This is a genomic window from Niveispirillum sp. CC-CTL257 (assembly GCF_059489915.1).
The window spans coordinates 2820001-2838728 of sequence record NZ_JCAJXE010000001.1; the positions used below are offsets into that span (position 1 = coordinate 2820001).

The window sequence follows — 18728 nt, forward strand, 5'->3', positions numbered from 1 at the left end:
CTCTCGTCTCAGCACCGCAAAGCGCCGTCCCAAGCGGGAGCCGGGGTATAGGACAGGCAGCACCGGGCTGGCAAGCGTTATTTTCAAAAAAGTGAAAGGCCCGCCCGCTCGCGCGTCACGCGCGCGCGATCTTAATAATATAGGCGCAACCATCTATGCCGGATGGCATGGGTCCCATCCGCGCCTGTACGGGCGTCAAGCCCCTAAAGAGGGGTTGGGAGCGAAGTTTTTTCCGTCGGCCTATGTCTTTTTGCTCGCATTCCGCCCCCCGTATGGGGATTATGCCAAGCACATCGGTGCGGGAAGCACGGGTCCGCTGCGGCAAACGCATTCTTCGGATGAAGAGCGTGATTGACAGTGTCGGGGCCGTCACTTCCGCGAACATCCGCCGGGTTCATGTCCCGGCAGCCAATCGGTCAAAAAACCAGGAGGAGCGTGGGGATGGAGGTTCGTCAGTGCTGATGAAGCGTTTTGCGATTGCGACCATTGCCCTTGCCGCCCTGGGTGGTGCCGGGACTACCGCCTTCCTTCACTCCACCAGCCTGTCCACGTCCTCTGCGGCGCTGGAAGCCGCTCCTGCCCTTGTCTCCCTGGATGCGCAGCAAGGTGCCTCCGCCGCCCCCGATGCCTGGGGCGATGTCGAGAAGGCCGCCGATCCCGTGGAGCGCCGTCTGGTCAATTTGGGCCGTGGCGATACGCTGATGCAGGTGCTGCTGGAGGCCGACGTGCCGCAGCCGCATGCGCAGGAGGCGATCACGGCCCTGAAGGCCGTTTATGATCCCCGCCGTATGAAGCAGGGTCAGCCTGTTGAAGTGATGTTCGACCGGACCGGTGAGGAAGACCGATTCGTCGGGTTCGAGTTCCAGCCCGCCGTGGAGCGCTCCGTCTCCGTCAGTTTCAACGGCGTGCGCTTCCAGGCCGCCGAGACGGCCAAGAAACTGGGCCGCCGTGCCGTCGCGGCACAGGGGGAAATCCGTTCCTCTCTGTTCGAATCGGGCCGCGCGGCTGGCGTGCCGATGAATGTGCTGACGGAGCTGATCCGCAATTACTCCTATGACGTCGATTTCCAGCGCGACATCCAGCCGGGCGACCGGTTCGAGGTTCTGTATGAGCAGGTAGTGACCGAGGATGGCGAGGTTGTTTCCGGCGGCAATGGCAATATCCTCTATGCATCGCTGACCCTGTCCGGCAAGGAACAGGCTATCTACCGCTATGAGGACAGCCAAGGCATCGCGGAGTTCTTCAATGCCCAGGGCTCGTCGATTCGCAAGGCCCTGCTGAAGACCCCCATTGACGGCGCCCGTCTGTCATCCGGGTTCGGCATGCGCCGCCACCCGGTGCTGGGCTATTCGAAGATGCATAAGGGCGTGGATTTCGCGGCCCCCACGGGCACGCCGATCTATTCCGCCGGTGCCGGCGTCGTGGATGAGATCGGGCCCAACGGCTCCTACGGCAACTATATCCGCATTCGCCATAATGGCGAGATTTCTACCGCCTATGCCCACATGTCGCGATTCGGTGCCGGCATGCGCAAGGGCGCGCGCGTTGCCCAGGGCGATGTCATCGGCTATGTCGGTACCACGGGCCGCTCGACCGGTGCCCATCTGCATTATGAAATTGTGAAGAATGGGCAGCAGGTCAATCCGCTGTCGGTAGCCGTCCCCACGGGCCGCAACCTGGAAGGCAAGGAACTGGCCCGCTTTAAGGGCGTGATGGCCAGCCTTCAGGAGCGGTTCGAGGCCGGTGGTGATCAGGCCGCTGACGGGATTGGTCTGGTTTCCGCCACGCCGAAGACCGCCAAACAATCCAAGTCCAGCTGCGATCGCAAGCGCGGCTGCTAAGCGCCGCCTCCGCACGCATTAAAAGACCCGACCGAAGCGATTCGGTCGGGTCTTTTGTTTGCATCACACTCAATGCAGGGTACGCGCCTGTCCCCAGGCCGACTCGCCGGCGGGCGGCAGGGACCCATGGGCCGGCTCGCCCTGGATCAGCAGCCCATCCGCATTGGCGTCCACCCGCACCGGCGTGCCGGGGGCAACCTTGCCCTCCAGAATGCGGCTGGCCAGCGGGTTCTGCAGCTCGCGCTGAATCACCCGCTTCAGGGGCCGGGCACCATAGACAGGGTCATAACCCTTGTCGGCCAGCCATTCCTTGGCGGCGTCGGTCAGTTCCAGGGCCAGGTCCCGGTCGGCCAGCATCCTGGTCAGCCGGCCCAGCTGCACATCGACAATGCCCGACATGTTGCCGCGTGACAGCCGGTGGAAGATCAGGATCTCATCCAGCCGGTTCAGGAATTCCGGTCGGAAGGAGCCGCGCACCACTTCCATCACTTGGCCTCGCGCCGCCGAACTGTCCTCGCCATCCGGCAGGTTAGCCAGGAACTCGGAGCCCAGGTTAGAGGTCATGATGATCAGGGTGTTGCGGAAATCGACCGTCCGGCCCTGACCATCGGTCAGGCGGCCATCATCCAGCACCTGGAGCAGGATGTTGAAGACATCGGGATGCGCCTTCTCTACCTCGTCAAACAACACCACCTGATAGGGCCGGCGGCGCACCGCCTCTGTCAGGGCCCCGCCCTCGTCATAACCAACATAGCCCGGGGGCGCGCCGATCATGCGGCTGACCGCGTGCTTCTCCATATATTCGGACATGTCGAGCCGAACCATCGCCGTCTCGTCATCGAACAGGAATTCGGCCAGCGCCTTGGTCAGTTCTGTCTTGCCCACACCTGTGGGGCCGAGGAACAGGAAGCTGCCAATGGGACGGTTGGGGTCCTGCAACCCAGCGCGGGAGCGGCGGACAGCGTTGGCGACGGCGATCACCGCCTCCTGCTGCCCGATGACACGGCTGCCCAGATGGGCTTCCATCTGCAACAGTTTCTCCCGCTCCCCCGTCAGCATCTTGTCCATGGGGATGCCGGTCCAGCGGCTGACCACGGCGGCGATATCCTGTTCGCGCACCGCCTCATTCAGCATGCGGTTCTGGCTGGCGGCCTCGGCCCCGGCCAGACGCTTTTCCAGATCAGGGATACGGCCATAGGTGATCTCCCCGGCGCGCGCCCAATCGCCGGCCCGCTGCGCCTGTTCCAGCTCCGCCCGCGCCCGCTCCAGTTCCTCCTTCAGCTTCTGGGCACCGGTCAGCGTATCCTTCTCCGCCTGCCACTGCGCCGTCAGGGTACCGGATTTCTGCTCCAGCTCGGCCAGTTCCGTCTCCAGCTTCTCCAGCCGGTCGCGGGACCCCTGGTCGGTTTCCTTCTTCAGCGCCTCGCGCTCGATCTTCAGCTGGATGATGCGGCGGTCCAGCTCGTCAATGGCTTCCGGCTTGCTGTCCACGATCATGCGCAGACGGCTCGCGGCCTCATCGATCAGGTCGATGGCCTTGTCGGGTAGGAACCGGTCGGTGATGTAGCGGTTGGAGAGCGTGGCGGCCGAGACGATGGCGCTGTCGGTGATGCGCACACCATGGTGCAGCTCATACTTTTCCTTCAGCCCGCGCAGGATGGAGATCGTGTCGGCAACCGTGGGTTCGGCCACGAACACCGGCTGGAACCGGCGGGCCAGGGCGGGGTCCTTCTCAATATATTTGCGATACTCGTCCAGCGTGGTAGCGCCCACGCAATGCAGCTCACCCCGCGACAGGGCGGGCTTCAGCATGTTGGACGCATCCATGGCGCCATCGGCCTTGCCAGCCCCGACCAGGGTATGCAGTTCATCAATGAAGACGATGATCTCTCCGGCGGCCGACTGGATCTCCGACAGGACGGCCTTCAAGCGCTCCTCGAACTCACCCCGGAACTTGGCCCCGGCCACCAGCGCGCCCAGGTCCAGTGACAGAAGACGCTTGGTCTTCAGCCCCTCGGGCACGTCGCCATTGATGATGCGCAGGGCCAGACCTTCCACAATGGCGGTCTTGCCCACGCCGGGTTCGCCGATCAGCACGGGGTTGTTCTTGGTGCGCCGGGCCAGCACCTGGATGGTGCGGCGGATTTCCTCGTCGCGGCCGATCACCGGGTCCAGCTTGCCGTCGCGCGCCGCCTGTGTCAGGTCGCGGGCATATTTCTTCAGCGCGTCATAGCCCTGTTCGGCGGACGCGCTGTCGGCGGTGCGGCCCTTGCGCAGACTGTTGATGGCCTCGTTCAGCTTTTGCGGCGTCACGCCGGCATCAGACAGAGCCTTGGCGGCATCGGTGCCGGTGGAAAGCGCCAGCGCCAGCAGCAGCCGTTCGACGGTGACGAAGCTGTCACCCGCCTTCTTGGCCAGCTCTGTCGCCTGTTCAAAGGTGCGGACCAGTTCGCGCGTGGCAAAAAGCTGCGTGCCGCCGCCTTCCACCTTGGGCAGCTTGCGCAGGGCGGCATCGACCCCGGCCTCTGCCGCGCGGGCATTGCCACCCGCACTGGTGATCAGGTTGGCAGCCATGCCCTCCTGGTCTTCCAGCAGCGCCTTCAACAGATGTTCGGGCGTCAGCTGCTGATGTCCAGCCCGCGCCGCCGCCCCCTGCGCCGCCTGGATGAAACCCTGGGCGCGTTCGGTGTAATTCTTGAAGTCCATAACCCACTAACTCCCCGATTTTGCCCCATCGTCCTCTCTAGGCCCGATGAATGCGATGATCCACGTCATGTGCGATCCGGGAGGATCGTATCTGATGTGGGAAGCGGAACCCAGGCCCGCAAGGGGCCGTGACGGGACCTGACCGGACGGCTATGCTGGCCCGATGAATGACCGCCGCTTCCACCTGTTTGATACCGCCATCGGTACCTGCGCGATTGCTTGGGGGCCAGATGGGCTGCTGGCCGTGCGCCTGCCGACAGTGGAAGGGGGCGATCTGGCGGAAAAGATGCGCCGGGCGGTGCCGGGGGCGATGGCGGGCGAACCGGATGCGGAGGCAGCATCCGCCATTGCCGGTATCCGCGCCCTGCTGTCGGGGCAGAGGCGGGACCTTCTGGAAATCCCTCTGGATATGGCCGGCACCGGCCCCTTCGACCGCGCCGTCTATGCCATTGCCCGCGCCATCCCGCCGGGGCAGACCCTGACCTATGGGCAGGTGGCAAAGCGTCTGCCGCCGGATGTGCTGGCCGATATGCCACCCGCCATCGTGCCGCGCGCGGTGGGACAATCCTTGGGCCGCAATCCCTGGCCCATCGTGGTGCCCTGTCACCGGGTGATGGCGGCGGCGGGGGGAACCGGCGGCTTCTCCGCCCCCGGCGGGGTGGATACGAAGCTGGCCCTGCTGCGGATCGAAGGGGCGGCACTGCCGGCACAACAGCTGGGCCTGTTCTGACCTTTCACTCCCGCACTGCAAAATTATGAAATCAAATTACCGGTTTTGGGGCATTGTCCGGGTTGCGCCGTGACCATGGCGCAGATTATTCTGTGGCCATCATGTCCGTGACGCTTGACGCCATCCACTATTATCCCGTGAAGGGCCTGACCGCCCAGACGCTGGACCATGTCACCCTGACGCCGGGCGGCTGTCTGCCGCATGACCGGCGCTTCGCCATTCTGCATCGGGCGACGCAGTTCGACCCGCTGGAACCCGCCTGGAAGCCGAAGACCAACTTCCTGGTCCTGCTGCGGGATGAGAAGCTGGCGACCCTGCAGGCGACGTTCGACCCCACCACCTGCATGCTGGTGCTGAACCGCAATGGCAAGCGGGTGGCCGGCGGGCGTATCGATACCGCCACGGGCCGTCTGCTGATTGATCAGTTCCTGTCGGCCTATATGAAGGAAGCCGCCGTCCCCGGTCCCTACAAGATCGTGGAAAGCCCGGGCCATAACTTTACCGACATTCCCGACAAGGCAGTATCGCTGCTGAACCTGGCCTCGGTAAAGGATATCGGGCGGGTGACGCAACGGCCCGTCGATCCCCTGCGCTTTCGCGCCAATCTGCATCTGGCGGGTCTGGCACCCTGGGCGGAAATGGCCTGGGTGGACAAGCGCATCGCCATTGGCGACACGGTCCTGTCGGTATTCAAAACCACCACCCGCTGTGCGGCGGTGGAGGTGAACCCCGCCACGGGCGAACGCGACATGGCCTTGCTGAAGGCGCTGAAAGGCGGCTTCGACCATGTGGTCTGCGGCGTCTATGCCCGTGTCGAACAGGGCGGGGAGATCAAGCCGGGTGATGCCGTGCAGGTTTTGGATTAATCCACCTCTGCGCACACACACACTATGGCCCTCGGCCCCATCTCATGCTAATCAGCCCGCTTCATGCCAAGGGCGGAACAGTCACGTCGATGCATTTCCTGGAATTCGAAAAGCCGATCGCGGAGCTGGAATCCAAGATCGAGGAGCTGCGCCACCTTGCCGATGGCGGTGATCTGAACATCGCCGACGAGGTGAAGAAGCTTCAGGACAAGGTGGATAAGCTGCTGCGCGCCACCTATGCCAAGCTGACCCCGGCGCAGAAGGTACAGGTGGCCCGCCACCCGAACCGTCCACACTGCCTTGACTATGTGCAGGCGCTGATCACCGACTTCACCCCGCTGGCCGGCGACCGGCTGTTCGGGGAGGATCGGGCTGTCATCGGTGGCCTTGGCCGTTTCCGGGGCCGGTCCGTGGTGGTGATCGGCCAGGAAAAGGGCAACGACACCGAAAGCCGCGTGAAGCACAATTTCGGCATGGCCAAGCCAGAAGGTTACCGCAAGGCCCAGCGCCTGATGGCCATGGCCGACCGCTTTAACCTGCCCGTCATTTCGCTGGTCGATACGGCCGGTGCCTTCCCCGGCGTGTCGGCGGAAGAACGCGGTCAGGCCGAAGCCATCGCCAAGTCCATCGAAAGCTGCCTGCGCCTGAACGTGCCGATGGTCTCCACCATCATTGGTGAGGGCGGGTCCGGTGGTGCCATCGCCATCGCCGCCGCCGACCGTGTGCTGATGCTGGAACATTCGATCTATTCAGTGATCTCGCCCGAAGGCTGTGCCTCCATCCTGTGGCGGTCCGCCGCCAATGCCGCCGACGCGGCAACGGCCCTGCGCCTGACGGCACAGGATCTGAAGGAACTGGCCGTCATCGACCGCGTCGTGATGGAGCCCATCGGCGGTGCCCATCGCCGGCGGGAAGAAACGATCAGCGCCTTGGGCAATGCCATTGAAGACGCGCTGGAAGGTCTGCGCGGTCAGGACGGTGCCACCCTGCGCCAGAACCGCCGCCAGAAGTTCCTGGACATGGGCCAGAAGGGCCTGGGCTGACCTGCACAAATACTCTCGTACCGATAGACTTGTGCGCGGGTTTAAACTATATTGAAGAGGAAGGCTGAGTGGAGTTCCTACCTCCACCCAGCCCTCTCCTAGGTCCTTACCCCAGCATGATGGTGACGTGCAGAACACGCCGCCGCCAGATGGGGATACGGAGCACCAGGAGACACGACAGTTTACGCATGTCGTACCTCCATAGACGGCGGGCTGCGGGATTGCGGTCCGCCGTTTTCATATTCAGCTGAAATTCGGATGCAAGTCTATGTAATTTCCCGCGATAGGGGATATTGCGGATGGACCCTCAAAACTGCCAAGTCACGGCCACGGCCCCATATTCATCGCCTTCCTTCTGCCCGCTGAATTCGCGGGTTCGGAAGACATGGGTATAGGTGATGCGGGCATCATAGACATTGATCGCCACACCCGCCTGCACATCGGCGACCCAGACCTTGCGATCCACCGACCGGCTGTCGCGGAAGCTGTTGCCATCCAGGAAGATATTGCGGGCCACCGCGCGGCCGGAGAAGCCCAGGAACCCATAGAACCCGACAGGATGGCGGGCATCGGGTTCAAAGAAGCCGCTGCCGGGCAGGGAGGGCTGAATGCGGGCGGGCCCGAAATCGGCGGGCAATTGCCATCCGGCGCGCAGCATGAAGCCGGCATCGGCATAGGTGGAGACATTGCCCACTGCCCCGCCGACATGGGGCATGATGTCGATGCCGAAACCGGTACTTTCCAGCAGATCATAGCGCCAGCTGCGCTGATAGGTGATCACCACACCCGGTTCATTATGTAGCTGCGTATCCCACCCCATGGGCTTGGGCGCATCGGTCAGGCGGTGGACGATCTTCTGCGCCGGTTCGGCCAGCGATGCCGGCCCCACCACGCCCAGCGTCAGCTGCAGCTGGTCCATCCGCCGGTTCGTTTCGTTGATCAACCCGGCGGACCCGTGCAGCCAGCCTGCATAGGGCCGTTCATTGGCCGGCGGGTTGCGGGTTTCAATGTCGCTGGGCGTGTACATATTCTGACCCGCCGCGAACACGGCACGCACATGCCCATCCTGGGCAAAGAAAGGCACCCAGCGTGCCCAGCGGCGGGTCCAGTCCGGCACCTCGTCCCGCGCCGTGGTCCAGACCGCCTGCACCCCGTTCGTGTAATGGCGATCCAAGTTATAGAACAGGTCGTTCTCCAGGATCAGGGTCAGGGTGCCCGTCTCCGCCCCCGCCGTCGGCCCGGTAATCTCCGCCCGCACCGGCCCGGACAGGGCCAGGCCGGCCAGCAGCGACAGGAAAAGGGTACGGGTGCGTGGCATGATAGGACGTGAGCGTTGTTCAACTTTGGTTAACGGAAATGAACCTCCGTCACCCACGCCGCAGTGACGCCCCTCACACCGGGGCGTTTATGGGGTTCCCCTGCCCGGCCTCTTCCTTGCGGCCCACCCCCATGAACTGTCGGATCAGGGGAAAGGTGCCGTCGGGATCATCGCGGAAGGTCCCATGCCCGCAATGCGGGAACCGGTGCAGGCGGCTGGTCGCCTGGGGCAGCAGGCTGATGATCTCCTCCGAACATTCCCACGGCGTGATCGGGTCCTGATCCCCGCACAGCACCATCACCGGGTCGGTGACGCGGGGCAGGCTGTCACGGAAATCCATGCGCCACATCTCCCCGCCCTTGCCGGAGAAATGTTCCAGAACCTCGGCCTTGACGATAGACCGTGCGCGGCCCGGCCCATCCATGGGGGCCTTCACCGTGTAATAGGGCATGACCTGGGCGGCATAGGGCAGGACCTTGTCCGCCGTGATGTCGGACCAGAAATCATCCGCCGCCTTGCCTATGTCGGGCCCGCCGCGCCGGGCGAAGGCCTTGACGATCAGGTCCAGCTGCATGCGCGCGGCGGTAGAGGACAGGATGACGCCGCCGGCATGGCCCGGATGGCGGCGCATATATTCCATGGCGACAAAGCCGCCGAAACTGTTGCCCAGCACGAACGGCTTTTCAATCTCCAGCGCGTCGCAGAAGCCCTTCACATCATCGGCCCATTGCGCCAGCGTCCAGGTGGCGGGATTGCTGCCGCCGCTGCGCCCCTGGCCACGATGATCCAGATAAATCACCTGCGCATCCGCCGACAGGCCACTGAAGGCCGGCTTGAAGCTGGCATGATCGAACCCTGGCCCGCCATGCAGCAGCAGCAAGGTCGGCTTTTTCCGCAACGACCCGCCATCGGGCACCAGTTCCGCGCCTTCGACATCGAAATAAAGCGGCGCACCATTGACCATTACCCGCACGATCACATCTCCCGAAAAACGGATTTGGCGCAGGCTGGCACGGGGCATAGGCCGGCCGCAAGGGTTGCCGCCAACGGGCGGTGGACGTACAAGCAAAGGCGCTGGGAAACTGGCGGACAAGGAAACAGGGCGAAGGCCCGCAATCCAGGCACAGGAAGGCAATCGGACAATGGTTCAGAAGACCAGGCGCGGGCTGGCCGCGCTGCTGCTGGGGGCGTTGAGCGTCATGCCGATCATCACGGAAACCGCCGTCGCCGCCGATTATGTGGACGGCGCGCAGGCCGGTCGCGGTGACCGTCTGGTCGGTGCGAACTTTGCGGGCCGGTCAGAGATTATAGCCAAGAATGGTGCTGCCGCCACCTCACAGCCGCTGGCGACCCAGGTCGCCATTTCCATCCTGCAACAGGGCGGCAGTGCCGTTGACGCCGCTATCGCTGCCAACGCCACTCTGGGTCTGGTGGAACCGACGGGCAGCGGCATGGGCGGCGACCTGTTCGCCCTGATCTGGGACCCCAAGCAAAACAAGGTCGTCGGCCTGAACGCGTCGGGCCGGGCACCCAAGGGACAGACACTGGACGATCTGGTCAAGCGTCTGGGACCGGGCAAGATGATCCCGTCGCACGGGTCCCTCTCCGTCACGGTCCCCGGCGCTGTCGCCGGCTGGGTGGAGCTGCACAAGAAATACGGCAAGCTGCCCCTGGACAAGGTGCTGGCCCCCGCCATCGCCTATGCCAATGACGGCTTCCCCCTGTCGCCCTTCATCGCCAAGGGCTGGGCCGCCAATTTCCGCCGCTTCGACCAGATGGGCGGGGTGATCGAGGAACTGGACAATGCCCGCAGGACCTATCTGATCGACGGCAAGGCCCCGGTGGCGGGTCAGGTGTTCCGCAATCCCGATCTGGCCAAGTCCCTGTCCATCGTCGCCAAGGGCGGTCACGACGCCTATTACAAGGGCCCCATCGCCAAGACCATCGACGCCTATATGAAGCGCATCGGTGGCCCACTGCGGTACGATGATTTCGCGGATTTCAAGGCGCAATGGGTGGAGCCCATCTCCACCAATTATCGCGGCTACGACATCTGGCAGATCCCGCCCAACGGCCAGGGTCTGGCCACGCTCCAGATGCTGAACATCCTGGAAGGCTATGATCTCAAGGCCATGGGCCATAACAGCGCCGACTTCATCCATGTCTCGGTGGAAGCCAAGAAGCTGGCCTTCGCCGACCGCTCGCGCTGGTACGCCGACCAGGAATTCGTGAAGCTGCCCATCAGCACCCTGATCTCCAAGGAATATGCCGCCAAGCGCCGCGCCCTGATCGACATGAAGAAGTCAGGCGCGCCCGAAACCGGCATCATGCCGGAAAGCCATGACACCATCTTCCTGTCCACCGCCGACAAGGATGGTCTGATGGTGGCGCTGATCCAGTCCAACTATCGCGGCATGGGCTCTGGTCTGGTGCCCGACGGGCTGGGCTTCATGCTGCAGGATCGCGGCGAACAGTTCGCGCTGGACCCCAAGCACCCGAACGTCTACGCACCCGGCAAGCGCCCCTTCCACACCATCATCCCCGGCTTCGTGACCAAGGATAACCAACCCTTCGCCGCTTATGGCGTCATGGGCGGCGGCATGCAGCCGCAAGGTCATACCCAAGTCCTGGTCAACATGATCGATTTCGGCATGAATGTGCAGGAAGCCGGCGACGCCGCGCGTTGGCAGCATGAAGGCTCCCCCGAACCGACCGGCGAGAAAGGTGACGGTGTGGGCATCGTCTATGTCGAACAGGGCGTGTCGCCCGCCGTGATCGAGGAGCTGAAGAAGCGCGGTCACAAGGTGGAGGTGAAGCCCGGCCTGCACTATGGCAGCTATGAAGCCATCGTCCGCGACCATGTGAACGGCGTCTACCGCGCCGGCACCGAAATGCGCGTCGACGGCCACGCCGCGGGCTATTGATCGTCACGATCCTTCGTCATCCCGGCGGAAGCCGGGACCCAGGCGCCCGACCTTCCCGCACCGCCAGTCTGCGAAGCGTCAAGGTTCGATCCTGTGGCCCCTGGGTCCCGGCTTTCGCCGGGATGACGGGAGGTGCTTTCTGCTAGACCTAACTATCTTTCCTGCCAGAGTCCCACCCCATGACCATCGATCCCGTCGCCCTGACCCAGGACCTGATCCGTTGCCCCAGCGTCACGCCCGCCGATGCCGGCGCGCTGGGTGTGTTGCAGCGGGTGCTGGAACAGATGGGCTTCACCTGCACGCGGCTGGTGTTTGAAGAGGCGGGAACCGACCCGGTCGATAATCTCTATGCCCGATTGGGGACCGGCAGCCCGAATTTCTGCTTCGCCGGGCACACAGACGTGGTGCCAGTCGGTGATGCGGCGGCATGGACCGTTGATCCTTTCGCAGCCGAAATCATCAACGGCAAACTTTACGGTCGCGGTACGTCCGATATGAAGGGTGCGATTGCCGCCTTCATCTCGGCGGTAAAATCATTTCTGGACCGGAATGGTGCGCCGGATGGCTCCATCTCCCTGTTGATCACAGGGGATGAGGAAGGACCCAGCATCAATGGCACGCGCAAGGTGCTGGACTGGATGCAGGCGAACGGAGAGGTGATCGACGCCTGTCTGGTGGGCGAACCCACCAACCCGCGCGTCATGGGCGACATGATGAAGATCGGTCGGCGCGGGTCGGTGACGGCCACCCTGACCGCCTATGGCGCGCAGGGGCATGTCGCCTATCCGCATCTGGCCGACAATCCCCTGCCCCGCCTGACCAAGGCCCTGTCCATGCTGGCCGACAGCCCGCTGGACGAAGGCACGCCGCATTTCCAGCCCAGCACCCTGGCCATCACCACCATCGATGTCGGCAACCCGGCCAGCAACGTCATCCCCGCCAAGGGCACGGCCAAGTTCAATATCCGCTTCAACGACCTGCACACGCCCAAAAGCCTGGAAGCCCATATCCGTGACGTGCTGGAGGAAGTGGGCGGCACCTGGGATCTGAAAATGGCCGTATCGGGAGAGGCGTTCCTGACCCCGCCCGGCGCCCTGGTCGCCACCGTCGCCGGAGCTGTCACCGCCGTGACGGGCAAGACGCCGGAACTGTCCACCTCGGGCGGCACGTCCGACGCCCGCTTCATCAAGAATTTCTGCCCCGTGGTGGAATTCGGGCTGGTCGGCCAGACCATGCACAAGGTCGATGAACATGTGGATGTCGCCGATATCCGCACCCTGGCTGCCATCTATGACCGCGTTCTGGCCGATTTCTTCGGCAAGGCGGCGGCATGATCCCCCTGGTCGGGGCCATCCGGCTAGCCGCACTTGATGGGCGCGGCATCGGCTTTTTCGATCCGTCACCGGCGGCGGCCTGGCGCAACCTGGTGCTGCTGGTGCCGCTGCTGCTGGCCCAGGCCGTGTCGGACCTGATGGCCCTGCCCGACGGGGTTGAGGTTACGACCTATCTGCTGCTGTCCGCCTCGGTGTCGGCAGTGCAGATGACGGGCTATATGCTGGCCGTGTCGCAGATCCTGGCCGGCACGGGGCGCGGCGACCGTTTCCCCCTGTTCGTCTCCACCTATCTTTGGTGCAGCGTGGTCAGCACCGCCGCCGGCCTCGCCGCCCTGGCGGTCGCCCTGGAATCCACGCTGCCCGTCGCCAATGGCATCGGCATCGGTCTGGTTCTGTGGAGCTTGGTCTATAGCTGGTTCAGCGTCCGCACCGCCATCGGCTGCCCCGCCGCCGTGGCCGCCGGTCTGGTCGTGCTGGAAATCCTGACGGTCCTGGCGACAAACAGCCTGCCGCTGCAGCTGGCCCAGGCGGCGGCGAAGGGCTGAGCCTCTACGCAAGGCAGCCCGCGCCGATAAGCGGGGTGTTTGCATTTGCGTGAAACCGGCCCCTGGGCTAAGACCGGTTACCGGTGTTGGGGTTCCTCCCATCGCTTGACGGCACTCACCATCGGTAAGCTCAAGACATGACCGATACGCCCCCCAAGGCCCTGGCGGCCAAGGCGCTGCTGCCCACCGGACTGCGTGACCTGCTTCCCCCGGATGCGGAGCATGAGGCGCAGGTTGTTGGCCGTCTGCTGAAGGAATTTCATCGCCACGGCTATGAGCGGGTGAAACCGCCCTTGGTGGAGTTTGAGGAGGGGCTGTTGTCCGGCTCCGCCGCCGGCCTTGCCAACCAGACTTTCCGCATCATGGACCCCGTGTCGCAGCGGATGATGGGCGTGCGCTCGGACATGACCCCGCAGGTCGCCCGCATCGCCACCACCCGCCTGCGCAAGGCCCCGCGCCCCCTGCGCCTGTCCTATGCCGGTCAGGTTTTGCGCGTGAAGGGCAGCAGCCTGCGCCAGGAACGGCAGTTCGGGCAGGTCGGCGTGGAACTGATCGGCCCCGACCGGGCCGAAGCGGATGCCGAGATCATTCTGCTGGCGGCCAGTGCGCTGTCATCGGTCGGGGCCAAGGGCATTTCCATCGACCTGACGGTGCCGACGCTGGTGCCGGCTGTGGCCCGCGCCCTGTCCCTGTCGGACGATGATTATGCCCGCCTGCGCGCCGCATTGGATCACCGTGATGCCGCCGCCCTGGCCGATGCCGCCGGCCCGCATGCGCCGCTGTTCCTGTCGATCCTGAACGCCTCCGGCCCCGCTCCGGCGGCGGTGCAGCGGCTGGCCGCCATCGACCTGCCCGACGTGGCCAAGGCGGCGCGCCAGGAACTGACCGATGTTGTCCGCCTGATCGAACAGGCGGCCCCCACCCTGTCTGTCACCATCGACCCCGTGGAAATGCGCGGGTTTGAATATCAGACGGGCGTCAGCTTCACGATCTTTGCGCGCGGTGTGCGCGGTGAACTGGGGCGTGGTGGCCGGTATCGCACCGGCGGGGCCGATCCGGTGGGTGAACCCGCCACGGGCTTCACACTTTATACCGACACCGTCCTGCGCGCCCTGCCCGGCCCGTCGCCGGTCAAACGGGTTCTGCTGCCGCTAGGTACAGATTATGCCGAGGCGCAGGCCCTGCGCGCCCTGGGCTGGCACACGGTTGCCGCCATGGATGTCGCCGACGATCTGATCGCGGAGGCCAGGCGCCTCTCCTGCTCACATTTGTTGACGGCGGACGGGCCGACGCCCGTCTGACCATTCTGACCGAAACCGAGAAGGGTGCGGGTCCGGCAGGGCCATGTCGCCTGACGTCTTACGCAAGCGAGGAATATCATGGCCAATGTGGCGGTCGTCGGGTCCCAGTGGGGCGACGAAGGCAAGGGCAAGATCGTCGACTGGCTGTCCAGCCGCGCCGATGTCGTGGTCCGCTTCCAGGGCGGTCACAACGCCGGCCATACGCTGGTGATCAACGGCGTGGTCTATAAGCTGTCGCTGCTGCCCAGCGGCGTGGTCCGCCCCGGCAAGCTGTCGGTGATCGGCAATGGCGTCGTCGTCGATCCCTGGGCCCTGCTGAAGGAGATTGCCGCCATTCAGGAGAAGGGCGTGGAAATCACGCCCGACACCCTGCTGGTGGCCGAAAACTGCGCCCTGATCCTGCCGCTGCACAGCGCGGTCGACAAGGCGCGTGAGGAAGCGCGCGGCGTCAACAAGATCGGTACCACGGGCCGTGGCATCGGCCCGGCGTATGAGGACAAGGTGGCCCGCCGCGTCATCCGCGTCTGCGATCTGGCTGACGAGGCGGTGCTGGAGCATAAGGTCGAACAGTTGCTGTTCCACCACAATGCCCTGCTGCGCGGCCTGGGCGCCGAGGAGTTAGCCAAGGACGAGGTCCTGGCCCAGTTGCGCGAGGTGGCGCCCAAGCTGCTGCCCTACAGCGCCGTTGTCTGGAAGCGCCTGGACGAGGCCCGCCGCCAGGGCAAGCGCATCCTGTTCGAAGGTGCACAGGGCGCCATGCTGGACGTCGATCACGGCACCTACCCGTTTGTCACCTCCTCCAACACCGTGGCCGGCAATGCCGCCGCCGGGTCGGGCATGGGGCCGAGTGCGGTCGGTTATGTGCTGGGCATCACCAAGGCCTATACGACGCGCGTCGGTTCCGGCCCCTTCCCCACCGAACTCCATGATGAGATCGGGGACAAGATCGGCCAGCGCGGGCATGAGTTTGGCACCGTCACGGGCCGTAAGCGCCGCTGCGGCTGGTTCGACGCCGTGATGGTGCGTCAGGCCATCAAGACCGGTGGCATCACCGGCATCGCGCTGACCAAGCTGGACGTGCTGGACGGGTTTGACGAGTTGAAGGTCTGCACGGGTTACAAGCTGAATGGCGAAGTGATCCAGCACCTGCCCGCCGGCCAGACGGCCCAGGCCCAGGTGGAACCGATCTATGAGACCTTCGAAGGCTGGAGCGAAAGCACCCAGGGTGCCCGCTCCTGGGCCCAGCTTCCCGCCGCCGCCATCAAATATGTGCGCCGGATTGAGGAACTGATCGAGGCCCCGGTGACCTTGCTGTCCACCAGCCCCGAACGCGACGACACCATCCTGATGCGCGATCCGTTTGAAGATTGAGTGGAAAGGTCGGTCACTCCCCCCCCCGTCATCCCGGCGAAAGCCGGGATGACGGGATAGATCATTTGGCCTGCCCACAGACTCGCCGGGTGCCTATGTGGAGTCCGCTTACCTAGGCTTCTTGCCAAGTCTCGGCACCTCCTCTATACACACCCGCTCCATCGGACGGTGCGGCCGGGCGAGAAGCCCGGGGCATGCCCACCGTCCACATGTGAAGAAGGACCGAAAATGCCCAAGTTGAAGAACCATTCGGGCGCCAAGAAGCGGTTTAAGTTCACCGCTTCGGGCAAGGTGAAGGCCCAGGCCGCTGGCAAGCGCCACGGCATGAGCAAGCGCCCCCTGAAGATGAAGCGTAACGCACGTGGTACGTTCGTTATGTTCAAGGCCGACGGCGAGAAGATCGCTGAGAATTTCCTGCGGGTTAAGTGAGAGGACTGACCTATGGCACGCGTTAAGCGGGGCGTCACCACTCACGCCCGTCACAAGAAGATCCTGAAGCTCGCCAAGGGCTATCGTGGTCGCGGTTCCAAGTGCTATCGCGTTGCGATTGAAAAGGTCGAAAAGGCGCTTCGTTACGCCTATCGCGACCGTCGCAACAAGAAGCGCGATTTCCGCGGCCTGTGGATTCAGCGTATCAACGCCGGTGCACGCCTGCACGGGCTGAAGTACAGCACCCTGATCCACGGCCTGAAGCGCGCTGGTATCGAACTGGACCGTAAGGTCCTGTCCGACATCGCCGCCCGCGAGCCGGAGAGCTTTAAGAGCCTGTGCGATCAGGCCCAGGCTGCTCTCAAGGCCGCCTGATTTCCGGTAACGGATTTCAGACCGGTTGCAAGTTGAAAGGGGGAGCAGGCCCAGCGGGCCCGCTCCCCCTTTTGCTTGTGAGCGGCCAATATTGTCGCCGCCATCTGTGCTATCATCGGGACCATACTGGGACCGGAGGACGCCATGGGTTCGCTGACCATCCGCATCGACGATGAAGCCTTGATCAAGGGCTTGGAAGACCGCGCCCTGCGGTCTGGCCGCACGGTTGAGGAAGAAGTGGCGGCGGTGTTGACCGAAATGGTACAGCCCGGCCCGACGGATCGGACAGCATTGTTGGCCCGCATGGATATGTTCCGCCAAAGCCTTGCGGGTCGTATCATGACCCCGTCAGAGGACCTCCTGCGCCAGATGCGGGATGAACGATGAGGTTTGTCGTTGACGCCAGCGTGATTGCAAAATGGGTCCTGCCGGAGCCAATGTCGGCTGAGGCGCGGGCGCTGCTGGATCATGAATTGCTGGTTCCGGACCTAGCCTTTGCCGAAATCGCCAACCTGTTGACCATGCGTGTCATACGCGGGGAGATGACAGCGGCAGAGGCATCACGCGCGTTACAGATTGTCTTATCCCTGAGCCCGATCACTGTTCCCAGCCGGGATTTGGTGTCAGAGGCCCTGGCCATGGCCGGGAATCTGCAACATCCGGCCTATGATCTGGTTTATGTGGCGCTGGCCCGCCAGCAGGGTGCGCGATTTGTGACAGCGGACAAGCGGCTGGTAGCCAAGATCCGCAATCTTGATCTGCCGCCGCCCTGGGCCAACCTCGTCACCCCCTTGACCGAATTTCAACCGGGCGCTTCCGCCCCCACCCTTTCCTGATCCGGACCCCTCATGGACACGCTCGATACGCTCAAGGCCGAAACCCTGGCCACCATCGCCTCTGCCAATGACAGTGCCGCCCTGGAAGAGGTGCGGGTTGCCGTCCTGGGCAAGAAGGGCAGCATCACTTCCCTGATGGGCGACATGCGGTCCCTGACGCCCGAGGAGCGCAAGGCCCGGGGCGCGGCGCTGAACGCCGTGAAGACCGCCGTGGAGGCCGCGATTGAGGGCCGCCGGGGCGAGTTGAAGGGTATCGAGCTGGAACGCCGCCTGTCCGCCGAGCGCATTGACGTCACCCTGGCACCCCGGCCTGAGGTCCAGGGCCGCATCCATCCGATCAGCCAGACGGTGGATGAGATGGTGGCGATCTTCGCCGCCATGGGCTTCACTGTCGCCGAAGGCCCGGATATCGAAACCGACTTCAACAATTTCACCGCACTCAACATCCCGCCGGAACATCCCGCCCGGCAGATGCACGACACCTTCTATCTGCGGCCCTCAGCGGAAGGGGCGGCGCGCGTCCTGCGCACCCATACCAGCCCGGTGCAGATCCGCACCATGCTGAAGAACAAGCCGCCGATCCGCATCATTGCCCCTGGCCGTACCTATCGGTCGGACTATGACCAGACCCACACGCCCGTCTTCCATCAGATCGAAGGTCTGGTGATCGGCGAGGATATCCATATGGGCCATCTCAAGGGCTGCATCCTGGAATTCTGCCGCGCCTTCTTCCAGATCGACGATCTGCCCATCCGCTTCCGCCCCAGCTTCTTCCCCTTCACCGAACCATCGGCAGAGGTGGATATCGGCTGTTCGCGCAAGGGCGGGGAGCTGAAGCTGGGCAATCATGGCGACTGGCTGGAAATCATGGGCTCCGGCATGGTGCATCCCAAGGTGCTGGAGAATTGCGGCATCGACAGCAGCAAGTATCAGGGCTTTGCCTTCGGGATGGGGATTGAGCGCGTGGCCATGCTGAAATATGGCATCCCCGACCTGCGCTCCTTCTTCGATGCCGACCTGCGCTGGCTGCGCCATTACGGCTTCGTACCGCTGGATCAGCCTAATCTGGCCCAGGGCCTTTCCCGCTAATCAGCCACGACCGGATACCG

17 protein-coding genes are annotated in these 18728 nt (G+C 64.1%); 14 read left to right on the forward strand and 3 right to left on the reverse strand.

The window, feature by feature from the left end; genetic code table 11:
* The first annotated feature begins 461 nt into the window (after positions 1-461).
* A complete protein-coding gene (locus ABC729_RS13210) occupies positions 462-1841 on the forward strand; it encodes a peptidoglycan DD-metalloendopeptidase family protein (RefSeq protein WP_495608020.1) in 1380 nt (459 codons plus the stop codon).
* Positions 1842-1910: 69 nt separating this feature from the next.
* Here ABC729_RS13210 and clpB read toward each other — a convergent pair whose 3' ends face one another.
* Positions 1911-4547, reverse strand: coding sequence for an ATP-dependent chaperone ClpB (clpB, locus tag ABC729_RS13215; protein WP_495608021.1), 2637 nt, complete (start codon positions 4545-4547; stop codon positions 1911-1913).
* 163 nt (positions 4548-4710) lie between these two features.
* On the opposite strand from clpB, the gene ABC729_RS13220 reads away from it, so the two are divergent.
* The 3 genes from ABC729_RS13220 (at position 4711) to ABC729_RS13230 (ending at position 7186) form a co-directional block, all read left to right on the forward strand.
* On the forward strand, positions 4711-5277 hold the full coding sequence (locus ABC729_RS13220; RefSeq protein ID WP_495608022.1) for a methylated-DNA--[protein]-cysteine S-methyltransferase: 567 nt from the start codon (positions 4711-4713) through the stop codon (positions 5275-5277).
* Between the two features lie 101 nt (positions 5278-5378).
* Positions 5379-6143 carry an MOSC domain-containing protein gene (locus tag ABC729_RS13225; RefSeq protein WP_495608023.1) on the forward strand — a complete coding sequence of 255 codons (765 nt, stop codon included), beginning with the start codon at positions 5379-5381 and terminating at the stop codon, positions 6141-6143.
* 89 nt (positions 6144-6232) lie between these two features.
* Complete coding sequence (locus ABC729_RS13230) at positions 6233-7186, forward strand: acetyl-CoA carboxylase carboxyltransferase subunit alpha (protein ID WP_495608678.1); 954 nt, start codon at positions 6233-6235, stop codon at positions 7184-7186.
* Between the two features lie 307 nt (positions 7187-7493).
* Here ABC729_RS13230 and ABC729_RS13235 read toward each other — a convergent pair whose 3' ends face one another.
* Both ABC729_RS13235 and ABC729_RS13240 read right to left on the reverse strand, forming a co-directional pair.
* A complete protein-coding gene (locus ABC729_RS13235) occupies positions 7494-8504 on the reverse strand; it encodes a lipid A deacylase LpxR family protein (protein ID WP_495608024.1) in 1011 nt (336 codons plus the stop codon).
* A 73-nt stretch (positions 8505-8577) separates the two neighbouring features.
* Entirely contained in the window at positions 8578-9468 is an 891-nt protein-coding gene (locus tag ABC729_RS13240; RefSeq protein ID WP_495608679.1) for an alpha/beta fold hydrolase, read from the reverse strand.
* Positions 9469-9646: 178 nt separating this feature from the next.
* On the opposite strand from ABC729_RS13240, the gene ggt reads away from it, so the two are divergent.
* The 10 genes from ggt to pheS all read left to right on the forward strand — a co-directional run bounded on the left by ggt (position 9647) and on the right by pheS (position 18708).
* Positions 9647-11428: a gamma-glutamyltransferase gene (ggt, locus tag ABC729_RS13245; protein WP_495608025.1), complete on the forward strand. Its 1782-nt coding sequence runs from the start codon at positions 9647-9649 to the stop codon at positions 11426-11428.
* Positions 11429-11607: 179 nt separating this feature from the next.
* Complete coding sequence (gene dapE / locus ABC729_RS13250; RefSeq protein ID WP_495608026.1) at positions 11608-12762, forward strand: succinyl-diaminopimelate desuccinylase; 1155 nt, start codon at positions 11608-11610, stop codon at positions 12760-12762.
* Positions 12759-13307, forward strand: a complete 549-nt coding sequence (locus ABC729_RS13255) for a hypothetical protein (RefSeq protein WP_495608027.1) — start codon at positions 12759-12761, stop codon at positions 13305-13307. Before dapE ends, ABC729_RS13255 begins: the two co-directional genes overlap by 4 nt.
* Positions 13308-13444: 137 nt before the next feature.
* Positions 13445-14608, forward strand: a complete 1164-nt coding sequence (locus ABC729_RS13260; RefSeq protein ID WP_495608028.1) for an ATP phosphoribosyltransferase regulatory subunit — start codon at positions 13445-13447, stop codon at positions 14606-14608.
* Between the two features lie 78 nt (positions 14609-14686).
* The gene (locus tag ABC729_RS13265) at positions 14687-15979 is read left to right on the forward strand and encodes an adenylosuccinate synthase (RefSeq protein ID WP_495608029.1); all 1293 of its coding nucleotides are present in this window, start codon (positions 14687-14689) and stop codon (positions 15977-15979) included.
* Positions 15980-16207: 228 nt separating this feature from the next.
* Entirely contained in the window at positions 16208-16408 is a 201-nt protein-coding gene (gene rpmI, locus ABC729_RS13270; protein WP_029012316.1) for a 50S ribosomal protein L35, read from the forward strand.
* A 12-nt stretch (positions 16409-16420) separates the two neighbouring features.
* Positions 16421-16783 (forward strand): 50S ribosomal protein L20, encoded by a 363-nt coding sequence (gene rplT, locus ABC729_RS13275; RefSeq protein WP_094455779.1) that lies wholly within the window; start codon positions 16421-16423, stop codon positions 16781-16783.
* Positions 16784-16927: 144 nt separating this feature from the next.
* Entirely contained in the window at positions 16928-17170 is a 243-nt protein-coding gene (locus ABC729_RS13280; RefSeq protein ID WP_495608030.1) for a hypothetical protein, read from the forward strand.
* Positions 17167-17619 (forward strand): type II toxin-antitoxin system VapC family toxin, encoded by a 453-nt coding sequence (locus ABC729_RS13285; RefSeq protein ID WP_495608031.1) that lies wholly within the window; start codon positions 17167-17169, stop codon positions 17617-17619. The genes ABC729_RS13280 and ABC729_RS13285 overlap by 4 nt, the downstream gene beginning before the upstream one ends.
* 12 nt (positions 17620-17631) lie before the next feature.
* The gene (gene pheS, locus ABC729_RS13290) at positions 17632-18708 is read left to right on the forward strand and encodes a phenylalanine--tRNA ligase subunit alpha (protein WP_495608032.1); all 1077 of its coding nucleotides are present in this window, start codon (positions 17632-17634) and stop codon (positions 18706-18708) included.
* Positions 18709-18728: the final 20 nt, after the last annotated feature.